General features: G+C 59.0%; 17 protein-coding genes and 1 riboswitch. Of the genes, 6 read left to right on the top strand and 11 right to left on the bottom strand.

All coding sequences use genetic code 11. From position 1 onward, the window contains the following. Positions 1-91: 91 nt before the first annotated feature. From IDH44_RS22260 to IDH44_RS22250, 3 genes are all read right to left on the bottom strand, one after another. On the bottom strand, positions 92-991 hold the full coding sequence (locus IDH44_RS22260) for a carbohydrate ABC transporter permease (RefSeq protein ID WP_190921028.1): 900 nt from the start codon (positions 989-991) through the stop codon (positions 92-94). Continuing rightward, positions 985-1923, bottom strand: a complete 939-nt coding sequence (locus IDH44_RS22255) for an ABC transporter permease (protein WP_190921027.1) — start codon at positions 1921-1923, stop codon at positions 985-987. The genes IDH44_RS22260 and IDH44_RS22255 overlap by 7 nt, the downstream gene beginning before the upstream one ends. A 367-nt stretch (positions 1924-2290) precedes the next feature. Continuing rightward, the gene (locus tag IDH44_RS22250) at positions 2291-4609 is read right to left on the bottom strand and encodes a helix-turn-helix domain-containing protein (RefSeq protein WP_190921026.1); all 2319 of its coding nucleotides are present in this window, start codon (positions 4607-4609) and stop codon (positions 2291-2293) included. 391 nt (positions 4610-5000) lie between these two features. Between IDH44_RS22250 and IDH44_RS22245 the strand changes: the two genes are divergently transcribed. Next, entirely contained in the window at positions 5001-5873 is an 873-nt protein-coding gene (locus tag IDH44_RS22245; protein ID WP_190921025.1) for a C40 family peptidase, read from the top strand. A gap of 65 nt (positions 5874-5938) precedes the next feature. Here IDH44_RS22245 and IDH44_RS22240 read toward each other — a convergent pair whose 3' ends face one another. Next, positions 5939-6832, bottom strand: a complete 894-nt coding sequence (locus IDH44_RS22240) for a DNA-3-methyladenine glycosylase family protein (RefSeq protein ID WP_190921024.1) — start codon at positions 6830-6832, stop codon at positions 5939-5941. A 177-nt stretch (positions 6833-7009) separates the two neighbouring features. Here IDH44_RS22240 and IDH44_RS22235 point away from each other — a divergent pair, with 177 nt between their 5' ends. Both IDH44_RS22235 and IDH44_RS22230 read left to right on the top strand, forming a co-directional pair. Beyond that, a complete protein-coding gene (locus tag IDH44_RS22235) occupies positions 7010-7633 on the top strand; it encodes an Ada metal-binding domain-containing protein (protein WP_190921023.1) in 624 nt (207 codons plus the stop codon). Continuing rightward, complete coding sequence (locus tag IDH44_RS22230; protein WP_190921022.1) at positions 7626-8159, top strand: methylated-DNA--[protein]-cysteine S-methyltransferase; 534 nt, start codon at positions 7626-7628, stop codon at positions 8157-8159. The genes IDH44_RS22235 and IDH44_RS22230 overlap by 8 nt, the downstream gene beginning before the upstream one ends. A 30-nt stretch (positions 8160-8189) precedes the next feature. On the opposite strand, the gene IDH44_RS22225 is transcribed toward IDH44_RS22230, so the two are convergent. Beyond that, entirely contained in the window at positions 8190-9356 is a 1167-nt protein-coding gene (locus tag IDH44_RS22225; RefSeq protein WP_190921021.1) for a hypothetical protein, read from the bottom strand. Positions 9357-9499: 143 nt separating this feature from the next. Then, positions 9500-9811, bottom strand: coding sequence for a HesB/YadR/YfhF family protein (locus IDH44_RS22220; protein WP_190921020.1), 312 nt, complete (start codon positions 9809-9811; stop codon positions 9500-9502). Positions 9812-9949: 138 nt separating this feature from the next. Continuing rightward, positions 9950-10068: riboswitch (yybP-ykoY riboswitch) on the top strand. Between the two features lie 90 nt (positions 10069-10158). Here IDH44_RS22220 and IDH44_RS22215 point away from each other — a divergent pair. Continuing rightward, positions 10159-10989 carry a TerC family protein gene (locus IDH44_RS22215; RefSeq protein WP_190921019.1) on the top strand — a complete coding sequence of 277 codons (831 nt, stop codon included), beginning with the start codon at positions 10159-10161 and terminating at the stop codon, positions 10987-10989. 164 nt (positions 10990-11153) lie between these two features. Here the strand turns inward: IDH44_RS22215 and IDH44_RS22210 are convergent, their stop codons facing one another. The 5 genes from IDH44_RS22210 to IDH44_RS22190 all read right to left on the bottom strand — a co-directional run bounded on the left by IDH44_RS22210 (position 11154) and on the right by IDH44_RS22190 (position 20104). Continuing rightward, positions 11154-12755 carry an extracellular solute-binding protein gene (locus IDH44_RS22210; RefSeq protein ID WP_190921018.1) on the bottom strand — a complete coding sequence of 534 codons (1602 nt, stop codon included), beginning with the start codon at positions 12753-12755 and terminating at the stop codon, positions 11154-11156. 38 nt (positions 12756-12793) lie between these two features. After that, positions 12794-13606 carry a carbohydrate ABC transporter permease gene (locus tag IDH44_RS22205; RefSeq protein ID WP_190921037.1) on the bottom strand — a complete coding sequence of 271 codons (813 nt, stop codon included), beginning with the start codon at positions 13604-13606 and terminating at the stop codon, positions 12794-12796. A gap of 64 nt (positions 13607-13670) precedes the next feature. After that, a complete protein-coding gene (locus IDH44_RS22200) occupies positions 13671-14576 on the bottom strand; it encodes an ABC transporter permease (RefSeq protein WP_223869939.1) in 906 nt (301 codons plus the stop codon). Between the two features lie 348 nt (positions 14577-14924). Next, positions 14925-17246, bottom strand: a complete 2322-nt coding sequence (locus IDH44_RS22195) for a helix-turn-helix domain-containing protein (RefSeq protein WP_190921017.1) — start codon at positions 17244-17246, stop codon at positions 14925-14927. Between the two features lie 161 nt (positions 17247-17407). Continuing rightward, on the bottom strand, positions 17408-20104 hold the full coding sequence (locus IDH44_RS22190; RefSeq protein WP_397326827.1) for an adenosylcobalamin-dependent ribonucleoside-diphosphate reductase: 2697 nt from the start codon (positions 20102-20104) through the stop codon (positions 17408-17410). A gap of 202 nt (positions 20105-20306) precedes the next feature. Here IDH44_RS22190 and IDH44_RS22185 point away from each other — a divergent pair, with 202 nt between their 5' ends. Both IDH44_RS22185 and IDH44_RS22180 read left to right on the top strand, forming a co-directional pair. After that, entirely contained in the window at positions 20307-22085 is a 1779-nt protein-coding gene (locus IDH44_RS22185; protein ID WP_190921015.1) for a DEAD/DEAH box helicase, read from the top strand. Then, the gene (locus IDH44_RS22180; protein ID WP_190921014.1) at positions 22082-23053 is read left to right on the top strand and encodes a YqhG family protein; all 972 of its coding nucleotides are present in this window, start codon (positions 22082-22084) and stop codon (positions 23051-23053) included. The genes IDH44_RS22185 and IDH44_RS22180 overlap by 4 nt, the downstream gene beginning before the upstream one ends. Positions 23054-23077: the final 24 nt, after the last annotated feature.

The following is a 23077-nucleotide window of genomic DNA, read 5'->3' as shown; positions in this document are numbered from 1 at the left end:
GGTCAAGCCCCTTCGATTATCAGTTGCCCTGCCCACTCAGCCCGAGCACCACCTCCTTCATGGTTGCCGAATCTGTTCGTCGTCGGCCGCGTCAGCCTTTGAGCGAACCGATCATGATGCCGCGCACGAAATATTTCTGAATGAACGGATAGACGGCCAGCATCGGGACGATCGAAATGACCAGCGTTGCATATTGCACGCTCTCCGGCGTCAGATTGGAGCTCATGTCCTCGGCCAAGGATGCATTGCCTTGCGAGGCCAACTGGTCGGCCAGCGTATTCTGCAGCACGATCTCCCGCAGGATCAACTGCAGCGGATAGTTCTCGTAGTTGCGCAGATACAGCATGGCTGTGAAGTAGGAATTCCAATGGGTGACCGCGTAGAACAGACCGATTGTCGCCACCGCTGCGGTCGACAGCGGCAGCACGATACGAATCAGCGTCTGCAGGTCGCCGCAGCCATCGAGCTTGGCCGCCTCCTCAATCTCGACCGGAAAGTTTTTGAAGAACGAAATCATGATGATCAGCCACCAGGAGCTGATCAGTACCGGCACGGTCACCGACCAGATCGTATTCATCATTCCCAGCGACTGCACGAGCAGGAATTGCGGAATGATGCCGCCAGTGAAGAACATCGGCAGAATGCAGATCGTCATGAACAGCGGCCGCAGCAGCAGATCCTTCTTTGACAGCACGTAGGCCGCCGCCGTCGTGAAGACGACATTCATGGCCGTGCCCACGATCGTGATCAGGACCGAGTTAAGGAACGAACGCGGAATGTGTGCGTTTTCAAATAAAATTGTCTGATAGGCGCCCAGGCTGAAATTGCTCGGCCACAGCCCCACCTCGCCGCGCACGATATCGTCGGGCGAGCTCAACGAGATAGAGGCGACGTGAACAATCGGGAGCAAGGTGATCAAGACGACGAGCACCATCGTGGCATGAACGACCACATCGAGTACGCGCGAGCCAAACGACGTATCCTTTACCATAGACTCTCACCTGCCACCTTTCTTGCGATCGTATTGGCCGTGACCAGGAAAATGATGTTGACGATGGCGTTGAACAGATCGACGGCTGCGCCGAAGCTGAAGTCGAGCTCGATCAGGCCGCGCCGGTAGACGAAGGTCGAGAACACGTCCGCCGTCTCGTACGTCAGCGAGTTGTACATCAGAATAATTTTCTCGGCGCCGACGCTCAGCACGCCGGACATGTTCAGTATAAGCGTGATCACGACAACCGGCTTGATGGCCGGCAGCGTAATATGCCACATCTGACGCAGCCGCGTCGCGCCGTCGATGACCGCGGACTCGTATTGCTCCGTATCCACCTTGGACAGAGCCGCGAGGTAGATGACGGCGCCCATCCCCATACTCGTCCAGATGCCGGAGGAGATGAACAGGAAGCGGAACCACTCCGGCAAGGCGAAAAAGTAGATCGAGTCGAGGCCTACCCGCTCCAGCAGCTTGTTCACGACGCCCGAGCTCGGCGAGAGCACCATCTTCATCATGCCGATGACGGCCACGATGGAGAGGAAGTACGGCAGGTAGCTGACCGTTTGCACGAAGCTTTTATAGAAGCGCTTGCGCAGCTCATTCAGCAGCAGTGCAAAGATGATCGGAATCGGAAAGCCAAACGCGAGCGAATAAATGCCGAGTAAAAAGGTATTGCGCAGCAACTGCCAGAAGTACGGCCCGTTTACAAACGTTTTAAAATGATCCAGCCCCCATTTTCCGGCCCATGGCGCGTTGAATACATTCGCTACGAAATTGACGCCCTCTTGCATTTTGAAGTTTTTGAAGGCGATCAGCACCCCGTACATCGGCACGTAGTTGAATACAATAAAATACACAATCGCCGGCAGCAGAAGCAGCAGCAGCACCTTTTGCTTCTTTACTTTTCGCAGCAGCACGCCTGAACCCATCCGGCATCCCTCCTTGTTAGCGCTGTCATGTGTTCACCATACCTCGCCCCGGACAGCTTCGTAAAGGAACACTTCATCAGCGCCCCGACCTTTTCTGAAATGCCTGGAAACCCGCTCCGCACAAGGCTTTTTAACGGATACACACCTTATTTTTTGGGCACACCATTGTTCTGTACCCCGAAAATGAATACGTTTGCAAAACAACGTCCGCTCGAGGCTTGCAGGGTGTGCCGCGCATCGCTTCGCCAGTCGCGCGACGGTTCCGCCGGCGTCCCGCTTCAAGATGCCCTGACGCCAAAACGGCCGGCTGGCGCATGAGCTGCGCGCATCCGGCCGTAACCTGCGGTTCCTTCTATAACTTCGCTCGTTACAGACTTTCCATGGCCGCGGGCGCGGAACTGCGATAGCTCGTCGGCTGTACGCCGTAAGCGCGCTTGAAGGCCCTGCGAAACGACTTGTCGCTATTGTAGCCGATCCGAGCCGCGATCTCCTGAATCGGATCGGAGGTGCCGCTCAGCAGCTTGCACGCCTGCTCCAGTCGCAGCCGTTCGACGTGCTCGGAGAAGGTAATGCCCTTCTGTTCTTTGAACAGCGTGGAGAGGAAGCTTTCGGTCTGCTTGAATTCGGAAGCGAGCTGGCCGAGACTGAGATTGCTGTCGGCATAGCTTTCCAAGATGCGCCGCTCCAGCTGCCCGAACATTTCCGAATATTTGCTGCATTTCTGATCCTGAATCCGCAAGCTGACGAGCAGCGCCAGCTGTCGCAATCGCGCGAAGGCCTGCTCGGTCCCGCCGCCGTCCCCTGCCTCGATGTCGATGCCCTCAAGCTGCTGCTCCAGCTCGACATGTCCGGGCTGGAGATGCTCCGATAGTTTGAGCAGGGTGCCTTGCAGCTCGGTGAAGAGCTGCTTTTTACGCCACGGCCCGAGCTGGCGACGCTGGAAATTCTCTTCCTCAATGTGGTCCAGCAGCCGCTCCAGCGCTTGCGAATCGCCGGCGCGCAGGGCGTGCATGAGCTTGACCTCAAGATCGAGCGGATAGTAGTAATGGCCGGACATGCTGCCCCAGGCGTCGTACCGCGCCTGCTGCTGCGGCATCTCCGGATCGAGGTAATCGAGCGCCTGCTCGGCCTCGTTGCACGAGCGCCATAGATCGAGCCATGCCGCATAGGGCTGCCCGATGCCCACGAGCGTGAGCAGTCCGAATTGCTGATGCAGCGCCTCCTGCAGCTCGGCTAGCGCAGTCTGCAGCGCGTCGGTCGCTTCCTGCTCGCTCAGACCGATGCCCGCCTCCGAGGCGACGATGGCCGCCAGACGGCCGCTCCTCAGCTCGTGTACGTAGCGGCAGCCGCGTAGCGCGCGCATCTGCTCCATGGCCAGCTCCGTATCCGCGATCGCCGTCGAGCCGGCGGGCAGCAGCTCCGGCTCCAGGAGCCGGAGGACGACCACCCGCTTCGACGCCTCGCCCAGATCGAGCTGAGCGTGCTCGGCGTGGGCCTCCAGCTCCTCCTGGCGATTGAAGCCGTTTTTTAGTAAACGCTCCACAAAAGCCGCCTGCAGCACCGGTTGCTGCAGCTTCATCCGCACGCTGAGCGACGTATTGCTGCTGATGACCTGATGGACCGCCGATTTGAGCACGTCCAGTTCACCGAGCTTGCGCCCCGGCTCCCCCTTGGACGCAAAGTCGCGCAGCGCATCGAGCACCTCGGAAATCGGCTTGGCATTGCGCCGTGCGAACAACATCGCCAGCAGCGCGCCCAGCAACAAAGCGACACCCAGCACGATCCAATTGATGCGCTTGACGAAATCGGCTTTGGAGAACACGGTATCGGCAGGCAGTCCGGCCACATAGGTCCATCCGTTGCCTGGCGAATTGGCATAGCTCACGAGCATGTCGCGCCCGCCGATCTGCTCGAACGTATAATTCATGCGCCCCTGGCCTGCGAGCGCGAGCGGCTGCGCCTGGACGCCGGCCGCGGCGATGAGCGCATCGCCGCCGTCCACAATATACGCGAACGAGCCCTCCGGGCCGAGCAGACGGCTGAACAAGTTGACGATCGACTGCTCCCGGATCATGATGACGACGGCGCCCTCTGGCTTATTGCTGTAGCCGGCCGGCAGGCCGCTCACATAGGCGAGGTAATTGCCGACCGTGCGACCGTTGGTCACATTCTCGAGCCGGTGATACCGACCTAGCTGCTCCGTCTCGACAATGCGCTCCAGCCACGCTTCGAAATTTTCCTCCCCGATCTGCATCGGGTGCGTGCTCAGCCGTTCAATATGGTCGCGGGCGATGATGGTGCCGCTTTTTTTGAGATACACGAACAGATCCGAAATATAATTGTTGGTTGACAGCTTGTTCAGCTCGTCGCGCTGCAGCGAAAATTGATAGATATTGTCGGGCGTCCATACCGGCTCGGCGTTGAGCATCAGCGCAAGCAAATCCTTGTCAATGGAAATCAGCGATACGACGTCGCGAATCTCGGTAAACAGTTGATTCAAGCTGTGTTCGGTCTGTTCGAGTACCGCCTGATGCAATTCCAGCGCATCTTCGCGCACGACCTGCACCGTCTGGTAATAGGCATGCGTGCCAATGATCAGCGGAATGAGAAGCAGCAAGCAGTACGGCAGCAAAAAGCGCCGAAACAGCCTCCCCTTGCGATCGCGATTCAGCAGCCGTTTTTTCATGCGTTATCCCCCCGCAATGCCGGAGAAGCCTTCTGAAGACGGGAAAGCCCCCCTTTTTTTTGAATCCGCTTACATTTCGTTTTAATTTGGTTTTTGTCGATTTATATTCATCCTACCACAACTGTTTCTTTTTTTCATCACTAAAATTCAGTTGGGTTTTACTAAAATTTTATCATACTTTAAACGTTTGCAAGCTGCTTGAACCAATCGTTAAAAAATCTTAATCCAAGCGGGAGAAAATCATGCAAAACGTGAATATTCCGGGCTGTTTGGCGAAATTTACACACAAATAAAACGCTTTCGTAGTGCAACTGTAAATAATTGTGCAATGCAATCATTTCATCCTTTTGGTTAGTATGGCAGTAGACTACCAAGCAAGGAGGAATATTTCTTGAAGAAGTTGATTTTTCTAGTTTTGGCGGCATCGCTCGTGGTGCCGACGGCAGCATCCGCCGCAACTGCAACGGTCAAGTTCGGCGTCAATTTCCGCACTGCTCCGAGCACCGATGCGCGCGTCGTCGGCATGCTGACGCGCGGTCAGCAGGTGGAGATCGTCGGCCAGCCTAATTCGTACTGGTACAAGGTCAAGACGGCCAGCGGCAGCGTCGGTTATATCTCCACCAGCAGCAAGTATACGTCAGTCAGCGGCGGCTCGAGCGGATCCGCTAACGCAACCATTGCCCGCTCCGTCAATTTCCGTTCCTCGCCGAAGGTGGCGAACAACAAAATCGGCACGGTACCGCGGGGCGCCAATGTCCGGATCGTAGAACAAGTCAATTCCTGGTGGGTCAAAATTGTATACAACGGCGTAACCGGCTACGTTGATACCAGCTTTTTGTCATCCAGCGGCGGCTCTAACAGCGGGAGCGAGAGCGGCTCCGCCGTTAGCGGCACGGCCGCATCGATTATTGCAGACGCCCGCAACCTGATCGGCAAGGTCCGCTACGAATTCGGCACCCGGAATGTATCGCGCTTGATTTTTGACTGCTCTTCTTTTACGGAATATGTGTTTGAGAAAAACGGCGTCTCATTGAAATGGGGCACCAGCTATCAAAAAAATGCCGGCTACGGTGTCAGCAAAAGCAACCTGAAAGCTGGCGATCTGGTGTTTTTCGATACGAACGGCGGCGGCATCAATCATGTGGGCATCTACATAAGCGACGGGGAATTCATACACAATTCACCGTCCGGAAATGTCAATATCAGCTCGCTCTCGTCTGGTTATTGGAGCAAAAAATACGTGAGTGCCAGACGCGTGCTCTGAATCTGGACAAGTCATTCCGATCAGCGATGTCCCGTGCTGCTCAGCATGGGGCATCGCCGCATCCGTCAATAAAGCAGCCGCCAAAGGTAGTAGACGGCGTAGGCCTCCCAACCGCTCCAGCCGCGGCCAAGCTCGGAGACCTCGGCCGGCGTAGGCTTGCGCTGCAGACCAGCCGCTTGCCGAATGGCCTGGTGGAGGCCGACATCTGCGACCGGAAAAGCGTTGCGACGGCGCAAGCAATGCATCAGCACGTATTGGGCCGTCCACGGTCCGATGCCCCGCAGCGCGACCAGCTCGTCCGCGGCCGCATCGCCGGCCGCGCGCAAGCCTTCCTTGCTGAGCGTCCCTGCCGCAATGCGCGAAGCAATGTCGATCAGATACTCCGCCTTGCGCCCGCTGATCTGCAATTCCTGCAGCTCCGAAGGCGCGACGGCCGCAATTCGTGACGCATCCGGAAACCGCCAGTACGTCCGAGCCTGGTAATGCACCGCGCTGCCGTACCGCTGGACGAGCCGGCGCTTGAGCGTATAGGCAAAGCTCAGATTGATCTGCTGACCGAGAATGCCCCAGCTCAGCGCCTCGTACAGATCCGGAATGCCGATCAGCCATAGCCCGCGGAAGCGATTCGCCGCTTCGGCTAGCAACGGATCGCGCGCGGCGAGCGCATAGAACGGAGTCAGATTCGTATCCAGATCGAGCCACTCCTTTACATAATCCGCAATATGCGCCAGCAGTTCTTCATTGGGCGGGTTCGTCTGCGTCGGCAACCAAATGCGCAAGCAATCGCCGCCGTCGCTTAGCTCGAGCAGCACATCCTCGTCATTCCATGGGATACACTTATAGATTCTGTCGTTCTCGACTTGATGCACAATTTCACTGGCGGCTCGCATCAACCGCTCCACCAGCTGCCGATAGTCGAATAGGTCCGGGACTGGCAGCTGCAGACTTGGCGATTCCATCGCAATACCTCCCCCGCTTTTGCTAGTGTCTTCTGTCTTCTCCGTTATACCCTATTTGGCACTCCCGAGTCATCCGGTTGCCCATCGAAAAGTTGCGCTCCTATTTTTCAAAGCTTACACGCAACGTGTATTCGCGTTATACTGATGTCAACAACGGATAGAAAGCGAGGTCCATATATGCGCTCGTTCGATTTGACTGCAGACCCGAGCAGACCGGACCTTCTCGCGCTCGACGAAGCACGCTGGCACGCTATCGTGGAGTGCCGGTCCGATCAGGACGGACGTTTTGTCTATGCCGTCCGTACGACCGGTATCTACTGCCGCCCTTCCTGCCGTTCTCGCCTGCCGCTGCGCTGGCATGTCCGGCTATTCCGCCGTGCAGCGGAAGCAGCGTCCGAGGGGTATCGTCCCTGCAAGCGCTGCAGGCCGGACGCCCTTCAGCAGCCGGACGAGCAATTGGCTACTCGTGTCGCCGAATGCCTCGCTTCGCATCTCGGCGAGGCGGTACCGCTACGCAGGCTGGGCGAGACGTTTCATAGCAGCCCATACCACTTGCAGCGCTTGTTCAAGCGTGTGTATGGCGTGAGTCCGGCTCACTATCACAAGAGGCTGCGGCTCCTGGCCGCGGCGGAGCGCTTGCGCAGCACCAGCGATACCGTCAGCGTCATTGCACTTCGCGGCGGCTGGCGCAGTGTCGCCCATTTCGCCGCGGCGTTCCGCGGCCATTTCGGGCTGACGCCTACCGCATATCGCGCCAGTCAGGCACCCTTTGCGAATCAGGAGGCTTGCTCGGATGAGTGAATCGTTATCGTTATATTGGAGCCGATACTGTTGGCTGGAGCATCGCTTTGTCCTTGCGGTCAGTCAAGGTGGCGTCTGCTTTGTCGACAGCAGCGCCGATCCCGTGACACCCGAAGCCGCATTGGCCGGCTGGGCTACTCGGCAGCACCCTCGGGCTCGGCTGATCTACGATGAGGCGGCTACCGCCGATCCTGCCGGACAGCTTGCCGCTTATTTTAGCGGCGCGCGCACCGACTTTTCGGTCCCGCTTCATTATAAGGGCACTCGCTTCCAGCTCGAGGTGTGGCAGCAGCTGACTGCGATCGACTACGGGCGCACCGTTAGTTATTCGGGACTGGCGGAAGCAATCGGCAGGCCCGGCGCAGTGCGCGCGGTCAGCCGGGCCGTCGCCGCCAACCCGCTGCTCGTGCTCGTGCCCTGCCACCGCGTAATCGGCAAAAACGGCGCGCTCACCGGATATCGGGGCGGCCTCCCGCTAAAAACCAGATTGCTCGAGCTGGAACGGCAAGCGGCCCGGCGGACCTGATGGTCCGCCGGGCCGTTCAAAACGATCCTGCTATCTCGCGCCTTCCGGCCATTGCGATTCGTTTACGTTGAGCGTTTCGACGGCAGCGCGGTAGTCGCCGAGCTTGTCCGCCATCAAATGATGCTGTGTCCAAAAAAGCACCTGGACATAGGATTGCTCAGCTTCGACCGTTGTGACAAGGTAGCGGATTTTGACGCTTTCGACCTCTCCGCTCAGCTCCGTTTGCAAGGCCGGCATGCCGTTCACCTCTACTGCAGCAGGTTCGCCCACTGCTCCGTTCTCAAGCGCCGTCGCCATGTTCTCCAACACGAGCGAAGTATACTGGGCCAGGTTCATGTCGTCTGCGAACATCGCTTTGGGCTCATGCATGGCGATAAAATAGTCCTCGGTGGCGAGCACTCCGCCCTGCAGATCCGCTTCGTCGTTGAGCGGCATTTCCTCCCAGCTGCCCGGCAAGGTCAGCTCCAGTGTCCCGTCGGCACTGCGCATGACGACGCCTGGCTCGGTCTCGTCCTGTTTGTGCGGTCGTTTCGCTTCGCCGCTGTGCTGCGTCAGCGTTTCCCTTTGCACCTTCAAGGAGCCTATGACTGCTTTGAATTGCGCCTCGTGCTCCGAAAATTTCGAGGCTGTCGACCACGCGACCACCTGATAAAAGGCATGCTCGGTCTCCGCAAGGCCGGCGATGTAACGAACGTTTACGTTATCGGATGTGCCGGAGAAGGTCACCAGAATACCCGACCTGCCGTTGATGTCGAGCCGCTCCGTCCCCTCTTCTTCGAAGGCCTCGATCGAAGCCGACGTGGCAGCGAGAAACGTTTGTTTGTACGCCTCCAGCGAGGTCCCATCGCTGAAATCCGATTTGGGATAGCGATTGACGACAACGTATTGCTCCTCGCCGCGATGCGAAGCGTTGAGCATGGCAGTGCGCTCCAGCACCGGATCGTTGCTCCAGTTGTCCGGAACTGTCAATTCGAGCTCGCCGCTGGCCGACGTTAGGCGTTTGGACGCCTGCTGCATTCGCTTGGGCTCGTCCAGCGAGGCGCTGCTGCTGGCGTTGTTTTGCGCGGCTTGGTGCTCGCTCGCAGCGGCTTGCGCTTCTGTGGCTGCGACAGGGCTCCCGGAGGACGGAACGGAGCACCCCGCCGCCACCACAAGCGCTGCGAGGGCAGCCACGAGCTTATTCGCATTTTTATTCATTGTAGGCAGTAGTCCCTTCCGGCAATCTGATGAGATCGGAGCTAAGGGAGCCTGCGGCTCCTATCCTCATCTTCACCGGCAGCCAGCGATTTGAAACGTTTCAAGGGGAACCGGCTGCCGCCCGCCTCTGGCGGTGTTGCAAGTTAAAGGTCATCTGCCGCTCCTTGCGCGACCTGCAGCACGGCTTCGTCGGCTGCCTCGTCATATCGAATCTGCAGGTCGCGGCCGTCGAAATACCACAGCTGCTCGGGTTCGATAAAAAAGGTGAGCCCGAATGCCGACTGGCTCAGCGCCGCCGTCGCAGAACGCTCCTCGCGCGCGATGCCGAGCGAAAATCCGGGCTGCACGCTGCCGCAGCCGCCGAGCCTGACAAACACCCGAATGGAATCGCCGTCGCCAAGCCCCATCTCGCGTTTGTACCATTGGACCGCCTGTTCCTCAATTTCGATCTTCATCTGCTATCGCCTCCCAGTCCCTGCTTCCCCTTAGCATAGCACATGCCGTTTCGGCCCGCATCCGCTACCCGCCCCTCGTTCCATGTCCTTCGCTTGACAACCTGTTTGTTTCCGGCTACAATGAATCTAACTTAATAATATTCTCTCAAAGGGGAGTAGCGTCCGAATCACGCTAACGATTCGGAAACAAAGTCGTCATTACATGGATCCGTGCGGTCCATCGGCTTTGTTGGCATGTTTGAACTTTAATCATGCTCAGCAAGACCTTTGCCCAATGTCGGCAAAGGTCTTTTTTTATTGCCCGGCCCACTGGGAAACGAGAAAATCCACCATTTTGGAGGTCGTGCATGGATCCGTCGTTAGTTTTGGAGTACGGTTGGGTATTGTTGGTGTTGATTGCTCTGGAGGGCATCTTGGCCGCCGACAACGCCCTTGTCATGGCGGTAATGGTCAAGCATCTGCCGGATGCGCAGCGCAAAAAAGCATTGTTTTACGGGCTTGCCGGCGCATTTGTCCTGCGCTTCGGGGCGCTCTTCCTGATCTCGTTCCTCGTCAACGTGTGGCAGGTGCAGGCGATTGGGGCGCTTTATCTGCTGTACATCTCCATCAATCACATCGTGAAGAAGTTCGTGCTCCGCAAGGATGATCATGACGGGAAACCCAAAAAGCAATCCGGCTTCTGGATGACCGTACTCAAGGTCGAGCTGGCGGACATCGCTTTCGCGGTCGATTCCATTCTGGCCGCTGTCGCGCTGGCGGTGACGCTCCCGCCGACGACATTCCCCGAGATCGGCGGTCTGGACGGTGGGCAATTCGGAGTCATTTTTGCCGGCGGCTTGATCGGCCTGATCATCATGCGCTTTGCAGCCACCTATTTTGTCAAGCTGCTGCGCGAGCGCCCGAATTTGGAGACGGCCGCCTTTCTCATCGTGGGCTGGGTCGGCGTCAAGCTGGCGCTGTATACGTTGGCGCATGAGCAGATCAACGTCATCGACAAGCATTTTATCGAGTCCACAGTCTGGAAGTCGATCTTCTGGCTCGTGCTCGTGGGCATTGCAGTGGGCGGCTGGTTCCTCTCCGGCAAGACCGCAGCGGAGAGCCCGGTGACGGATCGGGAGGAGAAGGTCGTCGAAGAGCAGGAAAAAGTGGTCGAGCGGCTGGAGGACGGCCCTCGCTAACCCAAGACGAAGCGTCATCTGAGCGTCACCGCACGCACACATAGAGCGGCGGCCCGGACCAGTGTCCGGACCGCCGCTTTTTTTTACGTGCATGCTGTCAGCGCTGCAGGCCTGTCGATCGGGAGATGCGGTAACTGTTTGCGGACCGCATCCGCGTGCCCGAATTACGCATCGCCGTACACGCGCGCATTGGCGGCATTGAACATATCGCGCAGCTCATGCGCGCCGAGCTTGACGCATTGCGCCTGGAATTCCTGCAGCGTCTGTTCGTTAATCGAGGTCCGCCCGGTGACGAATTCCGTCATTTTTTCCTCGATGTAGACATTTAATTGATCCAGCTTTTGCTGCCGAAGCGCATTTTCTTCCTCGCTCAGCACGAGCGGCTTGGGCGATGGCACGACAAGCGGCATGTATAGTTCCTCGATAGCCTGCGCTTTTTCGCTCAAGCGCTCGGCCTTGCGCGATTTGTCCATGTCGGGATTGATGCCCGGGTACCAGACGCCCCATTTGCCGCGCAGCAGGTCGTAAGGCGCCGTTCCCAGCGATGCCAGGAACTTGGGTTCGCCCTCCGAGCGATCATAGGTCTCGCCCTCGATGCCGAGCGCCACATAGTCCGATCCTTCTTCGCTGAGCAGATAATCGAGGAATTTCACCGCCGCCTCCTTGTGCTTGACCTTGGCCGAGATCGCCAGACCGCTGCCGGAGATGATATTGCGCGAATATTGGTAGGGCGTGATGCCCTCCGCCGCGAATTCCGGCATTGCATTGGCGTCGAAGCCGGGGATCAGGCCCGACTCCTTGGCGCGGTCGGTGAAGATCTGGTTGCGCGTCTTCCAGTGATACGTCACGAGCGACTTGCCCGATAGCATCCGCTCCTCCCATTGCGCGCCGTTGACAATGGCGAACTCGGGATCGAGCAGTTGCTCATCATAGAGCTGCCGCATGAATTGCAGCGCATCCTCGAAGCCGGGGCGGTCCGGGGCGAATACGTACTCCCCGCTGTCGGGGTCGATCTCCAGGTAGCCCTCGATGCCCGTGAATATCCGCAGCATGACCGTATACAATCCGGTATCGCCGCTCACCCCGGCCGTGATCAGCGGATAGGTGTCCGGCTGATGCTGCTTGAGCGCTTTGAGGAATTCGTAAAAGCTCTCGGGCGAGTCCGGCGTCTCGAGTCCGTACTCATCCTTGAGGTCCTGACGCACAATCCAGTTGTAGTTGAAGCCGAGTCCGTCCACCACCGGCAGCGAATAGATGCCCTCGTCCTCGCCGCTGGCCAGCGCCCTCGCATCGGGATACTGCTCGAAGAACGCCTTCATATTCGGTGCGATCGTATCCAGATACGGCGCCAGATCGAGGAAGACGCCCTCCGCGCCGTATAGCCGGGCGTCGGCATGGGAGACGGACATCAGATCGGTGACCGAGTTGGTCGCGATCATGATCTGCTGCTTCTCGGCCGCTCCGTCCTGAGGCACCGGCTCGAACTCGATTTGCACATTCGTCTTGTCGTAGATTTCGTCGAAGATCTGCCAGTCATTGCTGACCGGCGCCTCGCGGCGATCGGTGACGAGCCATTTGAACGTGACCGGATCCGCCGACAGCTTGCCGTTCTCGACCGCGTCTCCCGTGCCAGTCGCACCGCCTGCAGGCGGTGCGGCCGGCTCGCCTCCATTATTGCTGCACGCGGTCGCCAGCAGCAGCGCCAGCACCGCCGCTCCGACCCCCTTGCCTCTCGCCCATCCCGTCGCTTGCATTGCATGCTTCATGCTTTAGCCCCCTCGTCCTTTTATGCTTTGCTTTCCTTCTATCCTTTGATTCCGCCGATCATGCTGCCTTGCACGAAATATTTCTGTATGAACGGATAGATGCACAAAATGGGCAGTGTCGCGATGATCATCGTCGAATATTTGACCGTCTCCACAAACGTGCCGCCGCCTTCGTCCATATAAGCCTCCGAGCCCGAACCTGCAACGACGATGTTGCGCAGCAAAATCTGCAGCGGGTAAAGATCGCGGTCGTTCAAATAAATCAAAGCGTCAAAAAAGGAGTTCCATTGCCCGACCGCGGTAAACAGCCCGACTGTCAGCATAACCGGCAAGGAGAGCGGGAGCACGATCCGCAGCAGCACGCCGAGCGAGCTGCAGCCGTCGATCGTCGCCGCGTCCTCCAGCTCCTGTGGAAGCGCTTCAAAAAACGTTCGCATAATAAACAAATACCACGTATTGACCAATGTCGGCAAGACGATGGCCCAGATCGAATTCAACATGCCGAGCTGCTGGACCACGAGGAAGGTCGGAATCAGCCCGCCGTTGAACAGCATCGTAAATGCGGCCAGGAGCAGGATGGCTCTGCGGCCGGGCAGCCAGCGCTTCGCCAGCGGGTACGCCATCATCGCTGTGACAAGCAGCGTCAGAGCGGTCTGCACGACCGTATACCGAATCGTGTTCCAATAGCTGGTCCACAGCTCGGGCAGCGCCAGGATGCGCTCGTAGGCAATCCAGGTCCAGTCCTTCGGCAGCAGCTTGACTGCGCCGCTGGAGACCAGAGCCGGGTTGCTGACCGATGCGGACATGACATAGATCATCGGGTACAGCATTGCAGCCATCAGCAGCAGCATGAGCAGCACGTTGGCCGCATCGAATGCCCGCGAGGCAGATCCGCCTTTCACCTAGCATCCCCCCTTACCATAGACTGGTGTCCGAATACTTGCGCGCCGCCCGATTGGCCAGCACGACCAGCACGAAGCCGACCGCCGATTGGAACAGACCGACCGCAGTGGCGAAGCTGAAATCGGCCCCGAGTATCCCCCTGCGGTACACGAAGGTGTTGATGACGTCGGCCGTTTCATAAATCATCGGGTTGTACAGCAAAATAATTTTCTGGTAGCCGACCTCCATCATATTGCCCAGGTTCAATACGAACAGGATGATGATGACCGGGACCATGCCCGACAGCGTAATATGGCGCGCCTGCTGCAGCCGCGATGCCCCGTCGATTTTGGCTGCCTCGTAGAGCGTCGGATCGATGCCGGCGATGGCGGCCAGATAAAGAATCGTCCCCCAGCCGAGCTTTTGCCACACTTCCGAGCCGATGAACACCGAGCGGAACCACCCCGGCTCCCCAAGGAACAGAATCGGATCGGTACCGAATACAGCAGCCAGCAAATGATTGACGATGCCGCTCTGCGGCGACAAAAAATTGACCACCATGCCGACAATGACGACCGTCGATAAAAAATGCGGCATGTAGCTGACCGTCTGTACGATTCGCTTGAAGCGAACGCTGCGCAATTCGTTGAGCAGCAGCGCCAGCACAATCGGCGCCGGAAAATGGAACAGCATGTCGTACACGTTGAGCAGCAACGTATTGCGAATCAGCCGCCAGGCCTCCGGCGTCTCAAAGAAAAAGCTGACGAAATGCCGAAGCCCGATCCAATCGCTTCCCCATACGCCGCGCACGACCGAATAATTCTGAAAGCTGATCAAAACGCCGTACATCGGCACATACTTGAAGATCAGATAATACAGGATGCCGGGCAGCATCAGCAGATACAACGCCTTGTAGCGCATCAGCGGGTGCCGCTTCATTCCTCCCCCTCCTTTCGTTGGTTCGTCGCCGTCAACCTCATGCTACTCGGCGCGGACGCTGCCGGTAAAGGCTCCATTGTTCCGCCCCGGCCTTCGAAGGTCGAATGCCGGGCACGTCTGGCGCCGCGGGCGGCAGAGTGTCCGAAATTGAGGTGCGGTATCCATAGTTGCGCGCTGTAAAATTAACGATTCAGTTGCCGCAGACGCCGGAATTGCGTACAGCAATACGAACTGCAGGCACGCAAATACGCGCACTGCCGGAAAGCCGCCGCTTGACGGAAGTGCGCGTCGACGAATGTGCAGGCCGGACTTTGCTTCATCTGAAAAGCAGGGAGGCTCGCGTCCGACTCAACTGGTCTGCTCGCGATATTTGCCGGGCGTGATACCCTCTTGCTTGCGAAAGGCCTTGATAAATGAATTGCGGCTCAGGTATCCGACCCGGCCGGCAATCTCGTCCAGCTTCAGATCGGATTCACTCAGCAGCCGCTTGGCAGCATCCAGGCGACACCGCAACACCACGTCCATATATTTCTCACCGACCGCTTCCTTGAAGCTGCGGCTGAAATGTCCGACCGACATATTCAGTTCACGGGCAAATTGCTCGATCGTCAGGTCGCTGCCGTAATGCTCGCGGATCTGCTGCAGTACGCCGGCAAATCGTTCGGGCGGCTGCTCCGTCTCGGCTGCCGCCAGTTCGCCGCAGGTTCGCCGAAACAGCTGCTTGAGCTCCTCGCGCGTCGCGCAAGCTTGAACCTGGCGATACAAGGTCGCGCTGTGCTCGATGCCATAGTCCGCCTGACTGTCCGCCGCCATTGCGCGCAGCCAGGTATTCAGCACGTCGACACAGAGCAATCGGACCTCCTCCGCAGGCGCATCAGAAGGAATCTTTTCGTCGAGCAGCCGTTCCACGTCCTCCAGCATCCGTTCGTACTGCCCGGCTCTGTACCACTCGAGCAACTGTCCGACCTTGGCTGCGGGCAAGAAGCTGTCCACCGGGCTGCGCTCCTCCCAATCCGCCGCATCGACACAGAGATCCACCCCGGACACGAGTCGGCGCCGACGCAGCAATTGCTGGGCCTGTCGGCAGGAGACATGCAGCTGCCATGCCCCGCCGACCGCGCCGCCGACGCCGATCGCCGCGTGATAGAACGCCGTGTGTCGCTGGAGCTGTCTGACGAGAACCGACGCGGCCGTCTGCGGCCCTGTCGACGCATCATCCGCAAGATGCACGATACAGGCGAGCTGGTCCTCGCGCAGTCGGCAGAACCAGACCTCAAGCTCTTTGCCGATCTCATTTTTGAGCTCGGTGAGATGGAAGGAGCGATCCGTCTCAGTCCAGCTCGCCGTCACAGGCAGCCAGTTGAATTCGACGCAAAGCACGGCCAGCGGTCCGGCCGAGCGGGCGTCGAGACCGATTTCCTTGCCGTAGTAGGCGACCGCCAATTCGTCCTTGAGCTCTCCGCTGAGCAGCTTGCCCAAAAAATGCTCGTGCACCACGGGCGCCGTACCGCTAATCAAGGCCTGCATGCTCTTGTGCTCCCGCACAAGCAAGCTGGATCGTCTGCGAATGCGCGCAAACTCGGTGTCCTTGGACGCCTGCAGCTCGCCGTCGGTCTGCGGCCCGACTGCCAGCTCCTCGGCAATGCCGCGAATCGGGGTATACACGCGGCGACTGAGATAATACGAAGCAATTGCGCCCGCCAGCAGCATGAACAGGACGAAGGCCACACTGCCCGTGCGCAAGGTCGCCACCGGCTGACGAAGCTGGTTCATATTGGCGATCGCTACATAGGTCCACTGATAGCGGCTGGATTGATCGTAGGAGATGTTGTAGCGCCGACCTTCGGCCGCCACGGACTGCGCCGCTCCGCCGCCGCTCAGCAGCGCTTCGTGCAGCCGCTCGCCGCCCAGCGGCCGCGTGCCGGCATAGGCGAGCAGATCGCCGGATGCATTCATGACCGCCGTGCTGATCGACGGTTCGCTGTCAATCGCAATCTGACGCTGCAGCTTCGCCGTATCGATCGCCACCGTCAAGTAGGCGGACGGTACAGCGGCGTTGAACGGGTAGCTGACGACGGCGTAGATATACTCGCCCGAGCCGAGCAGCGTGCGCGACAATAGCTGCACATGATCAATCTCCATCGGCGCGCTCATCGTCATCATTTGCCGACCGTTGTACAGCTCGCGCAGCGCCACGCGCTCGTCTTCGACGAAGCGGTTCGTATATTGAAAAAACATCGACTGATCGAAATGGCCGTTGAAGCTGTCCACGACAAGCCCCGATTCCGGAAAAAATAAAAATGCATAGCCCGCCAGCGCATGGTCGTCCAGCGCCTGCAGCCGATTGAATAATCCGGTCATGATTTCATTGACCGCCATCCGATCCAGTTCCTCGCGAGCACGGACATAGCGCTCCAGTCCGGGGTAATCCAGCATGCCGATCATGTCTCCCTGCAGCTCGTCGACGAGCTTGTCGGTATCGGAAGCGGATTGGCCGATCAGGATGCTGCTTGACTTGTCGACCTCGCGCTCGATCAGTCCGACCACATACGTGTGCACCAGCACGCTGGCGACAATGGTCGGCGTGAGAATCAGCAGCAAAAAAATGGCGTAATAATAGCGAAACAATCGAAACCGAAACTCCCCTTTGCCCAGCAACGCGCGCAGCATAACCTCTCACCTCGGTCATAGCGATAATGTGAATCCAACTCACTGTAAACGCTTTCTACATACAGTATACCGCGTAGGCACTTTGTAGCAAAGAAATTTTCACATAAGCAAAAGCGCCGACGATCTTACCGCCGGCGCTTCTTCTATACCACGTCGATCCGTTAACAGCGGCTGTATCCGCAGCTGCTGCACGTGCGGCAGCCTTCGATGTTGAGCAGCGCAGCCGAGCCACAGGCCGGGCACAGGTCGCGCGACTCCGCCTGTTGCGCGCCCGCCGCATGCGGGGCCGGATCGGCATCGCGCCTGTCCTCCGCTCGATCGGCTAATGCCGTTCGCTCCGCCGTGGCCGCCATCGCGCCCGCCACCAGGTGCATCTCCAGCGCTTTGGCCACCGCATCGGCAATCGATTCCACTCGCTTCGGACCGAAGCCGATCGCACCCGAGCCGCCGATGCCGCGCAGATGGTGAATGAGCAGCTGTGCTTTGTCGCCGTGATCGCCATAGCGCAGGAACAGCGAGCAGACGCGTCCGAGCGCCTCGGCCATCGCGAAGACGTCCGAGCCCGCCTTGCCGACATTCAGGAAGATCTCGCCCGGCGTGCCGTCCAGGTCGTTGATCGTGATGTACGCCTTGCCCAGCGGCGTGTCCATCCGGTACGTCGCGCCGCGCATTACCTCGGGACGGCGCTTGTAAGGCCGCTCGGGCGAGTAGACCGGCTCGGCAGCGAGGGCGGCTCTCCCCATGTCCGTAGATGTCGCCTCCTCCGGCGCATCCGTCGGACCCGGAGCCGCGGACGCTGCCCCGGAGACTGCCTCCGATAGATCGGCCGACCCGGCCGCGCCTCCGGCATGTGGGCTTTGCGCTGCCTCCGTCACCTGCGTATCCTGCTGCCGTTCCAGCTCGGCCAGCGCCTCCGCCGGATTCTCGTCCTTCTTCGTCGAGAGCACCTGGACGTCGCGGCTGCCGTCGCGGTAGATCGTCACGCCCTTGCAGCCCAGCTCGAAGGCCAGTTCGTACAGTTGCTTCGTCTGTTCCACGGTGAAGTCGGCCGGGCAATTGGCCGTCTTGGAGATCGAGCTGTCCACCCAGCGCTGGACCGCCGCTTGCACGCGAATATGATCCATCGCCGACAGCTCCATCGACGTCACATAGTACGCCGGCAAGGGCTGGCCGGGATGGCGCTCCTTCCATTCCTGGGCAATCGGCACGAACTGCCTGTCGTGACCGAGCCGACTCTGACGGTAATATTCGAACGCAAAGTAAGGCTCGATCCCGGTCGACGTGCCAACCATCGTCCCGGTACTGCCGGTCGGGGCCTGGGTGAGCACGGTGACATTGCGCAGGCCGCGCTTGCGCACCGCCTCGCCCACCTCCGGGAAGGACCCGGTCAGGTTGCGCATGAAGCCGCTTTGCAGCAGCTTATCCGCATCGAATGCTTCGAACGAACCCTTCTCTGCGGCGATTTCCGTGGAGGCCATGTACGATTCCTTGGCGATGAAGCCGTACAGCTTGTCGAGGAAGTCGAGCGATTCCGGGCTGCCATAGCGAATCTCCAGCTTGATCATCAGCTCCGCCAGCCCCATCGAGCCGAGCCCGACGCGGCGTTCGCGCTTTTGATTGCGCTCGTTCTCCGGAAAATGATACGGCGTGCGATCAATGACGTTGTCCAAAAAACGCACTGAATAGCGCGTCACCCGAGACAGCTCCTCCCAATCAACGTCATGCTTGTCGGCATCGTAGAACTTGGATAAATTAAGCGCGGACAAATTGCACACGCCCCATCCGGGCAGGCCTTGCTCGCCGCACGGATTGGTGCAGATGATCGGATTAAAGTACCAGCTGTTGGACATCTGGTTGTAATATTCCATGAAAACCACGCCCGGCTCGGCCGTGCGCCACGCCGATTGAATGATCGTATGCCAGACTTCGCGAGCGCGCACCGTTTTGTACACATTCGCTTTTTTCCCCAACTGTCGCCACTTCTCCAGATCGCCGTCCCAGAGCGTATCGTATTCGGGGTCCTTCGTGTCCGGAAAAACCAGCTCCCACTCGAGATCCTCTCGGACCGCGCGCATAAAATCGTTGCTGACGCAGACCGACAGGTTCGCGTTGGTGACCAGACCCATCGTCTGCTTGACCGTGATGAAATCGAGCAGATCGGGATGCCAGTCGTTGATCATCAGCATGAGCGCGCCCCGGCGGCTGCCCCCTTGCTCGATCAGTCCGGTCGTATAGCTGAACAGGCCGCCCCAGGATACCGAGCCGCTCGACGAGCCGTTGACGCCCTCGACGATCGCCCGCCGCGGGCGCAGCGAGGACAGATTGATGCCGACGCCTCCGCCGCGCGCCATGATCTCTGTCATCTCCGTCAACGTATTCATGATGCCGCCGCGCGAGTCGTGGGGCGACGGAATGACATAGCAATTGAACAGCGTGAGCTCGTCGCTCGCTCCCGCCCCCGCTGCGATCCGCCCGCCCGGCACCAGCTTCCAATCGTCGAGAATGTAGCGAAAACGCTCCATCCATTGCGCCCGCTTGGCCTCGCTGTCTTCCACGGCCGCCATCGCCGCTGCCAGGCGGTCCCACATCTCGTCCGGCGTTTTTTCAACCGTCAGCGTCAGTTTCTCGACCTCTGACTCCACCAGTTGGCCGCTGCGCGTGCGCACCTGGACCACGCTGCCGTTACGCGCGACGATTTCGCCTACCTCCTTCGTCGGAAATTTGGGGTCGTCCTTCGTCAGGACTAGCACGACGTCGCCGACGGCCGCGCCGCTCGGGTCGGCTTGCTTCCAGGCGTAACGGTCCAAAAATATTTTCTCGCTTAGGCCTTCCAGTTGATACGTGCCGCTTGTTTTCATCGTCCGCATCCTCCTTGATCCACAATCGGTGCTAGAATCAATTCCCGCGTTCCAAGCTCGTCTCGCACAACATCTAGTCTGAATACATATTATACACCTCAATATGTAGGAATTCTATCGGTTGAAAGACCCCCCCTTATGATTCGTCGCGTTTGCGGCCATACTATACCTAACCAATTCCTTCATTTGGAAAGGAGTCGCTATGACCGAACAAGCCAGTACGAATCATCGCATTCATCCGCTCGTCGAGCTGCGCTACGAGCGCGAATGGCAGGAACAGCTGCAAGAGCGCATCAAGCGCAACGGGCCTTGGGACGATTGGAGCATGTACAAGCTGGCTTACGAAGCCGAACAAGCCAGACTCGTCGCCTCTTTCGACGAGCTCCAGTGCCTGCGCGTGCTGCCGGCCCTCGAGCCGATGCCGCATCAGATTGAGGCCGCAGCCAAGGTGATGCACGAGATGGGCGGCCGCGCCATCCTGGCTGACGAGGTCGGTCTCGGCAAAACCATCGAAGCCGGTCTCGTGCTGAAGGAATACCTGGTACGCGGACTGGTACGCAAGGCCTTGATCCTCGTCCCGGCCTCGCTCGTCCTGCAGTGGGTCCGCGAGCTCAACCAAAAATTCGGCATTGCCGCCGTCGCGCAAAAAAAAGCGCACACGTGGCAATACGACGTCGTCGTGGCGTCCATCGACACGGCCAAACGCGAGCCGCACCGCGAGCTGCTGCTGGGCACCGACTATGATCTGATTATTATTGACGAGGCGCACAAGCTTAAAAACAAAAAGACCTCCAACTATCAGTTCGTGACGTTGCTACGAAAAAAATATTGCCTGCTGCTGACGGCAACGCCGGTGCAAAACGATCTGGACGAGCTCTACAATCTGATCACCCTGCTTAAGCCCGGCCAATTGGGCGGGCAGCGCGAGTTCGCAGCCAATTTTGTGGTCGACAAGCGACTGCCCAAAAACGAAGCTCAGCTGCAGGAAGCGCTGTCCGGCGTGATGATCCGCAATCGCCGAGGCGACGGCGGCATCCGCTTCACCAAGCGCATCGTTCGCAACATTCCGCTTCGCCTCTCAAAGGAGGAGCAGGCGCTCTACGACGCGGTGACCGCCTTCGTGCGCGAGCGCTATGACGAGAGCGGCGGCGATCTGACGAGCATGCTGTCGCTCGTCACCTTGCAGCGCGAGGTATGCAGCAGCCGTGACGCGGTGTTCGTGACCCTGGTCAATCTCTTCAAAAAAACCGCCGAGGATTCTCCGCTTCGCGCTAAAATTTGGGGAATTGTCGAGTGCATCCGGGGCATCACAGCCAACACCAAAGCGGAAAAAGCGCTCGAGCTGATTCAGCAGACGGATGAAAAGTTCATTCTGTTCACCGAATACCGCGCGACGCAGGAAGCGCTGCTGCAGTACTTTCGGAGCCACAACCTGGTGGCCGTGCCGTATCGCGGCGGCATGAACCGGGGCAAAAAAGACTGGATGATGGACCTGTTTCGCGGGCGCGCCCAGGTGTTGATCGCGACAGAGGCCGGCGGAGAGGGCATCAATCTGCAATTCTGCCATCACATGATCAACTTCGATCTTCCCTGGAATCCGATGCGCGTCGAGCAGCGGATCGGCCGCGTGCACAGGCTCGGACAGACCGAGGATGTGAAGATTTACAACCTGTGCACATTGGGTACGATCGAGGAGCATATCGTCAATTTGCTGCATGAGAAAATCAACCTGTTCGAGCTGGTTATCGGCGGGCTCGATCATATTCTGGAGCGTCTCGACAAGGATGGCGGCGAGATGGAGAAGCAGATCGCCAAGCTGGCGTTGGAGTCTCGCGGTTCGGAGGAACTGCGGCACCGCTTCGACGCGCTCGGCGACACACTCGGCGAGCTGCGCGAGCATCAAGACAATGCGACGGAGGACCGGGCCGCCTTGCAGGCGCTGCTCGACGGCGCGAGTCAATCCGTGGAGGTGAGACCATGAATACAAAGCAGGTGCACCGCTTTGTCCAGCAGTACATGGAATCGACCGGAAGCCGGATTATCGAGAAGTCGCCCGCTCACTTGCAAGTCAAGCTGTCACCCCAGGCCGACCGCAGGTTAACGGGCCGAACTTATTACTGGAGCTTTGTCGATCGGACTGGTGCAGAGCCGGAGACGATGACGTTTATATTTGTCACCGACAAGCCGCGCTACGACAAAATGAAGGAAGAGGCGGAGAGCAAGCCTGCTGCCGAGCCGAGTAATCGGACGGGCGACGATCAAGAGCAGACCCAAGACAAGGCAGCTGAAACCGCGCTTGGACGCTCACTCGGCTTCGTGCCGCGCGGCGCGCTGCAGCAGGCGCGCATGCCGCGGGAGGACCTGTATTTCGGCTCCCGGCGGCTGGAGCAAATGTTCGAAGCGGCTGCGCAGGACGGCTCGTATGTCTGTTTGTTCGAGACCCCGCAGGAGCGCGAACGCGACCCCTTCGCATCGCAGGCGTACACCCCGTGGCTCGGCGTAAATTTCAAGGTATCCTTGCACTGCGACCGCAAGCGCGAGGAAATTCACGCTATCGGCGTCTCGCTCGCCACCGGTCAGTGCGAGGAGCAATTCCAAGACAAGCTGTCCGGATTGCGCATGACGCCCCGACTGCCGCCTAATATCCATCTCGCCCGCAGCGCCGTGACGGTGCGCCGCGCCGCCGCGCTCGCCGAGCAAGCGCTGGAGCGCAAGCTGCGTACTTACGACTATAGTTGGGCGGATCAGGCCGCCTCCCGCTTCGCCGAGGAACAAGAGCTGGTTAAGCTCTACTACGAGCCTCTGCTCGAATCGGTCGAGGAGGAGCGACGCCCGGAGATCGAAGCCCAGTATCGGGCCAGAGCGCATGAGATCGATTGGCAGTATCGCCCACGCGTGACGGTTTCCGTCATCAATTGCGGCATCTTTCATCTGAGCGGCATTCAGTGAACGAGAATCGGACAACGTTCGCAG

The sequence above is a fragment of the Paenibacillus sabuli genome, from assembly GCF_014705605.1.
In the GTDB taxonomy this organism is placed as follows: domain Bacteria; phylum Bacillota; class Bacilli; order Paenibacillales; family Paenibacillaceae; genus Paenibacillus_D; species Paenibacillus_D sabuli.
This window is presented reverse-complemented; position numbering and strand designations above follow the sequence as displayed.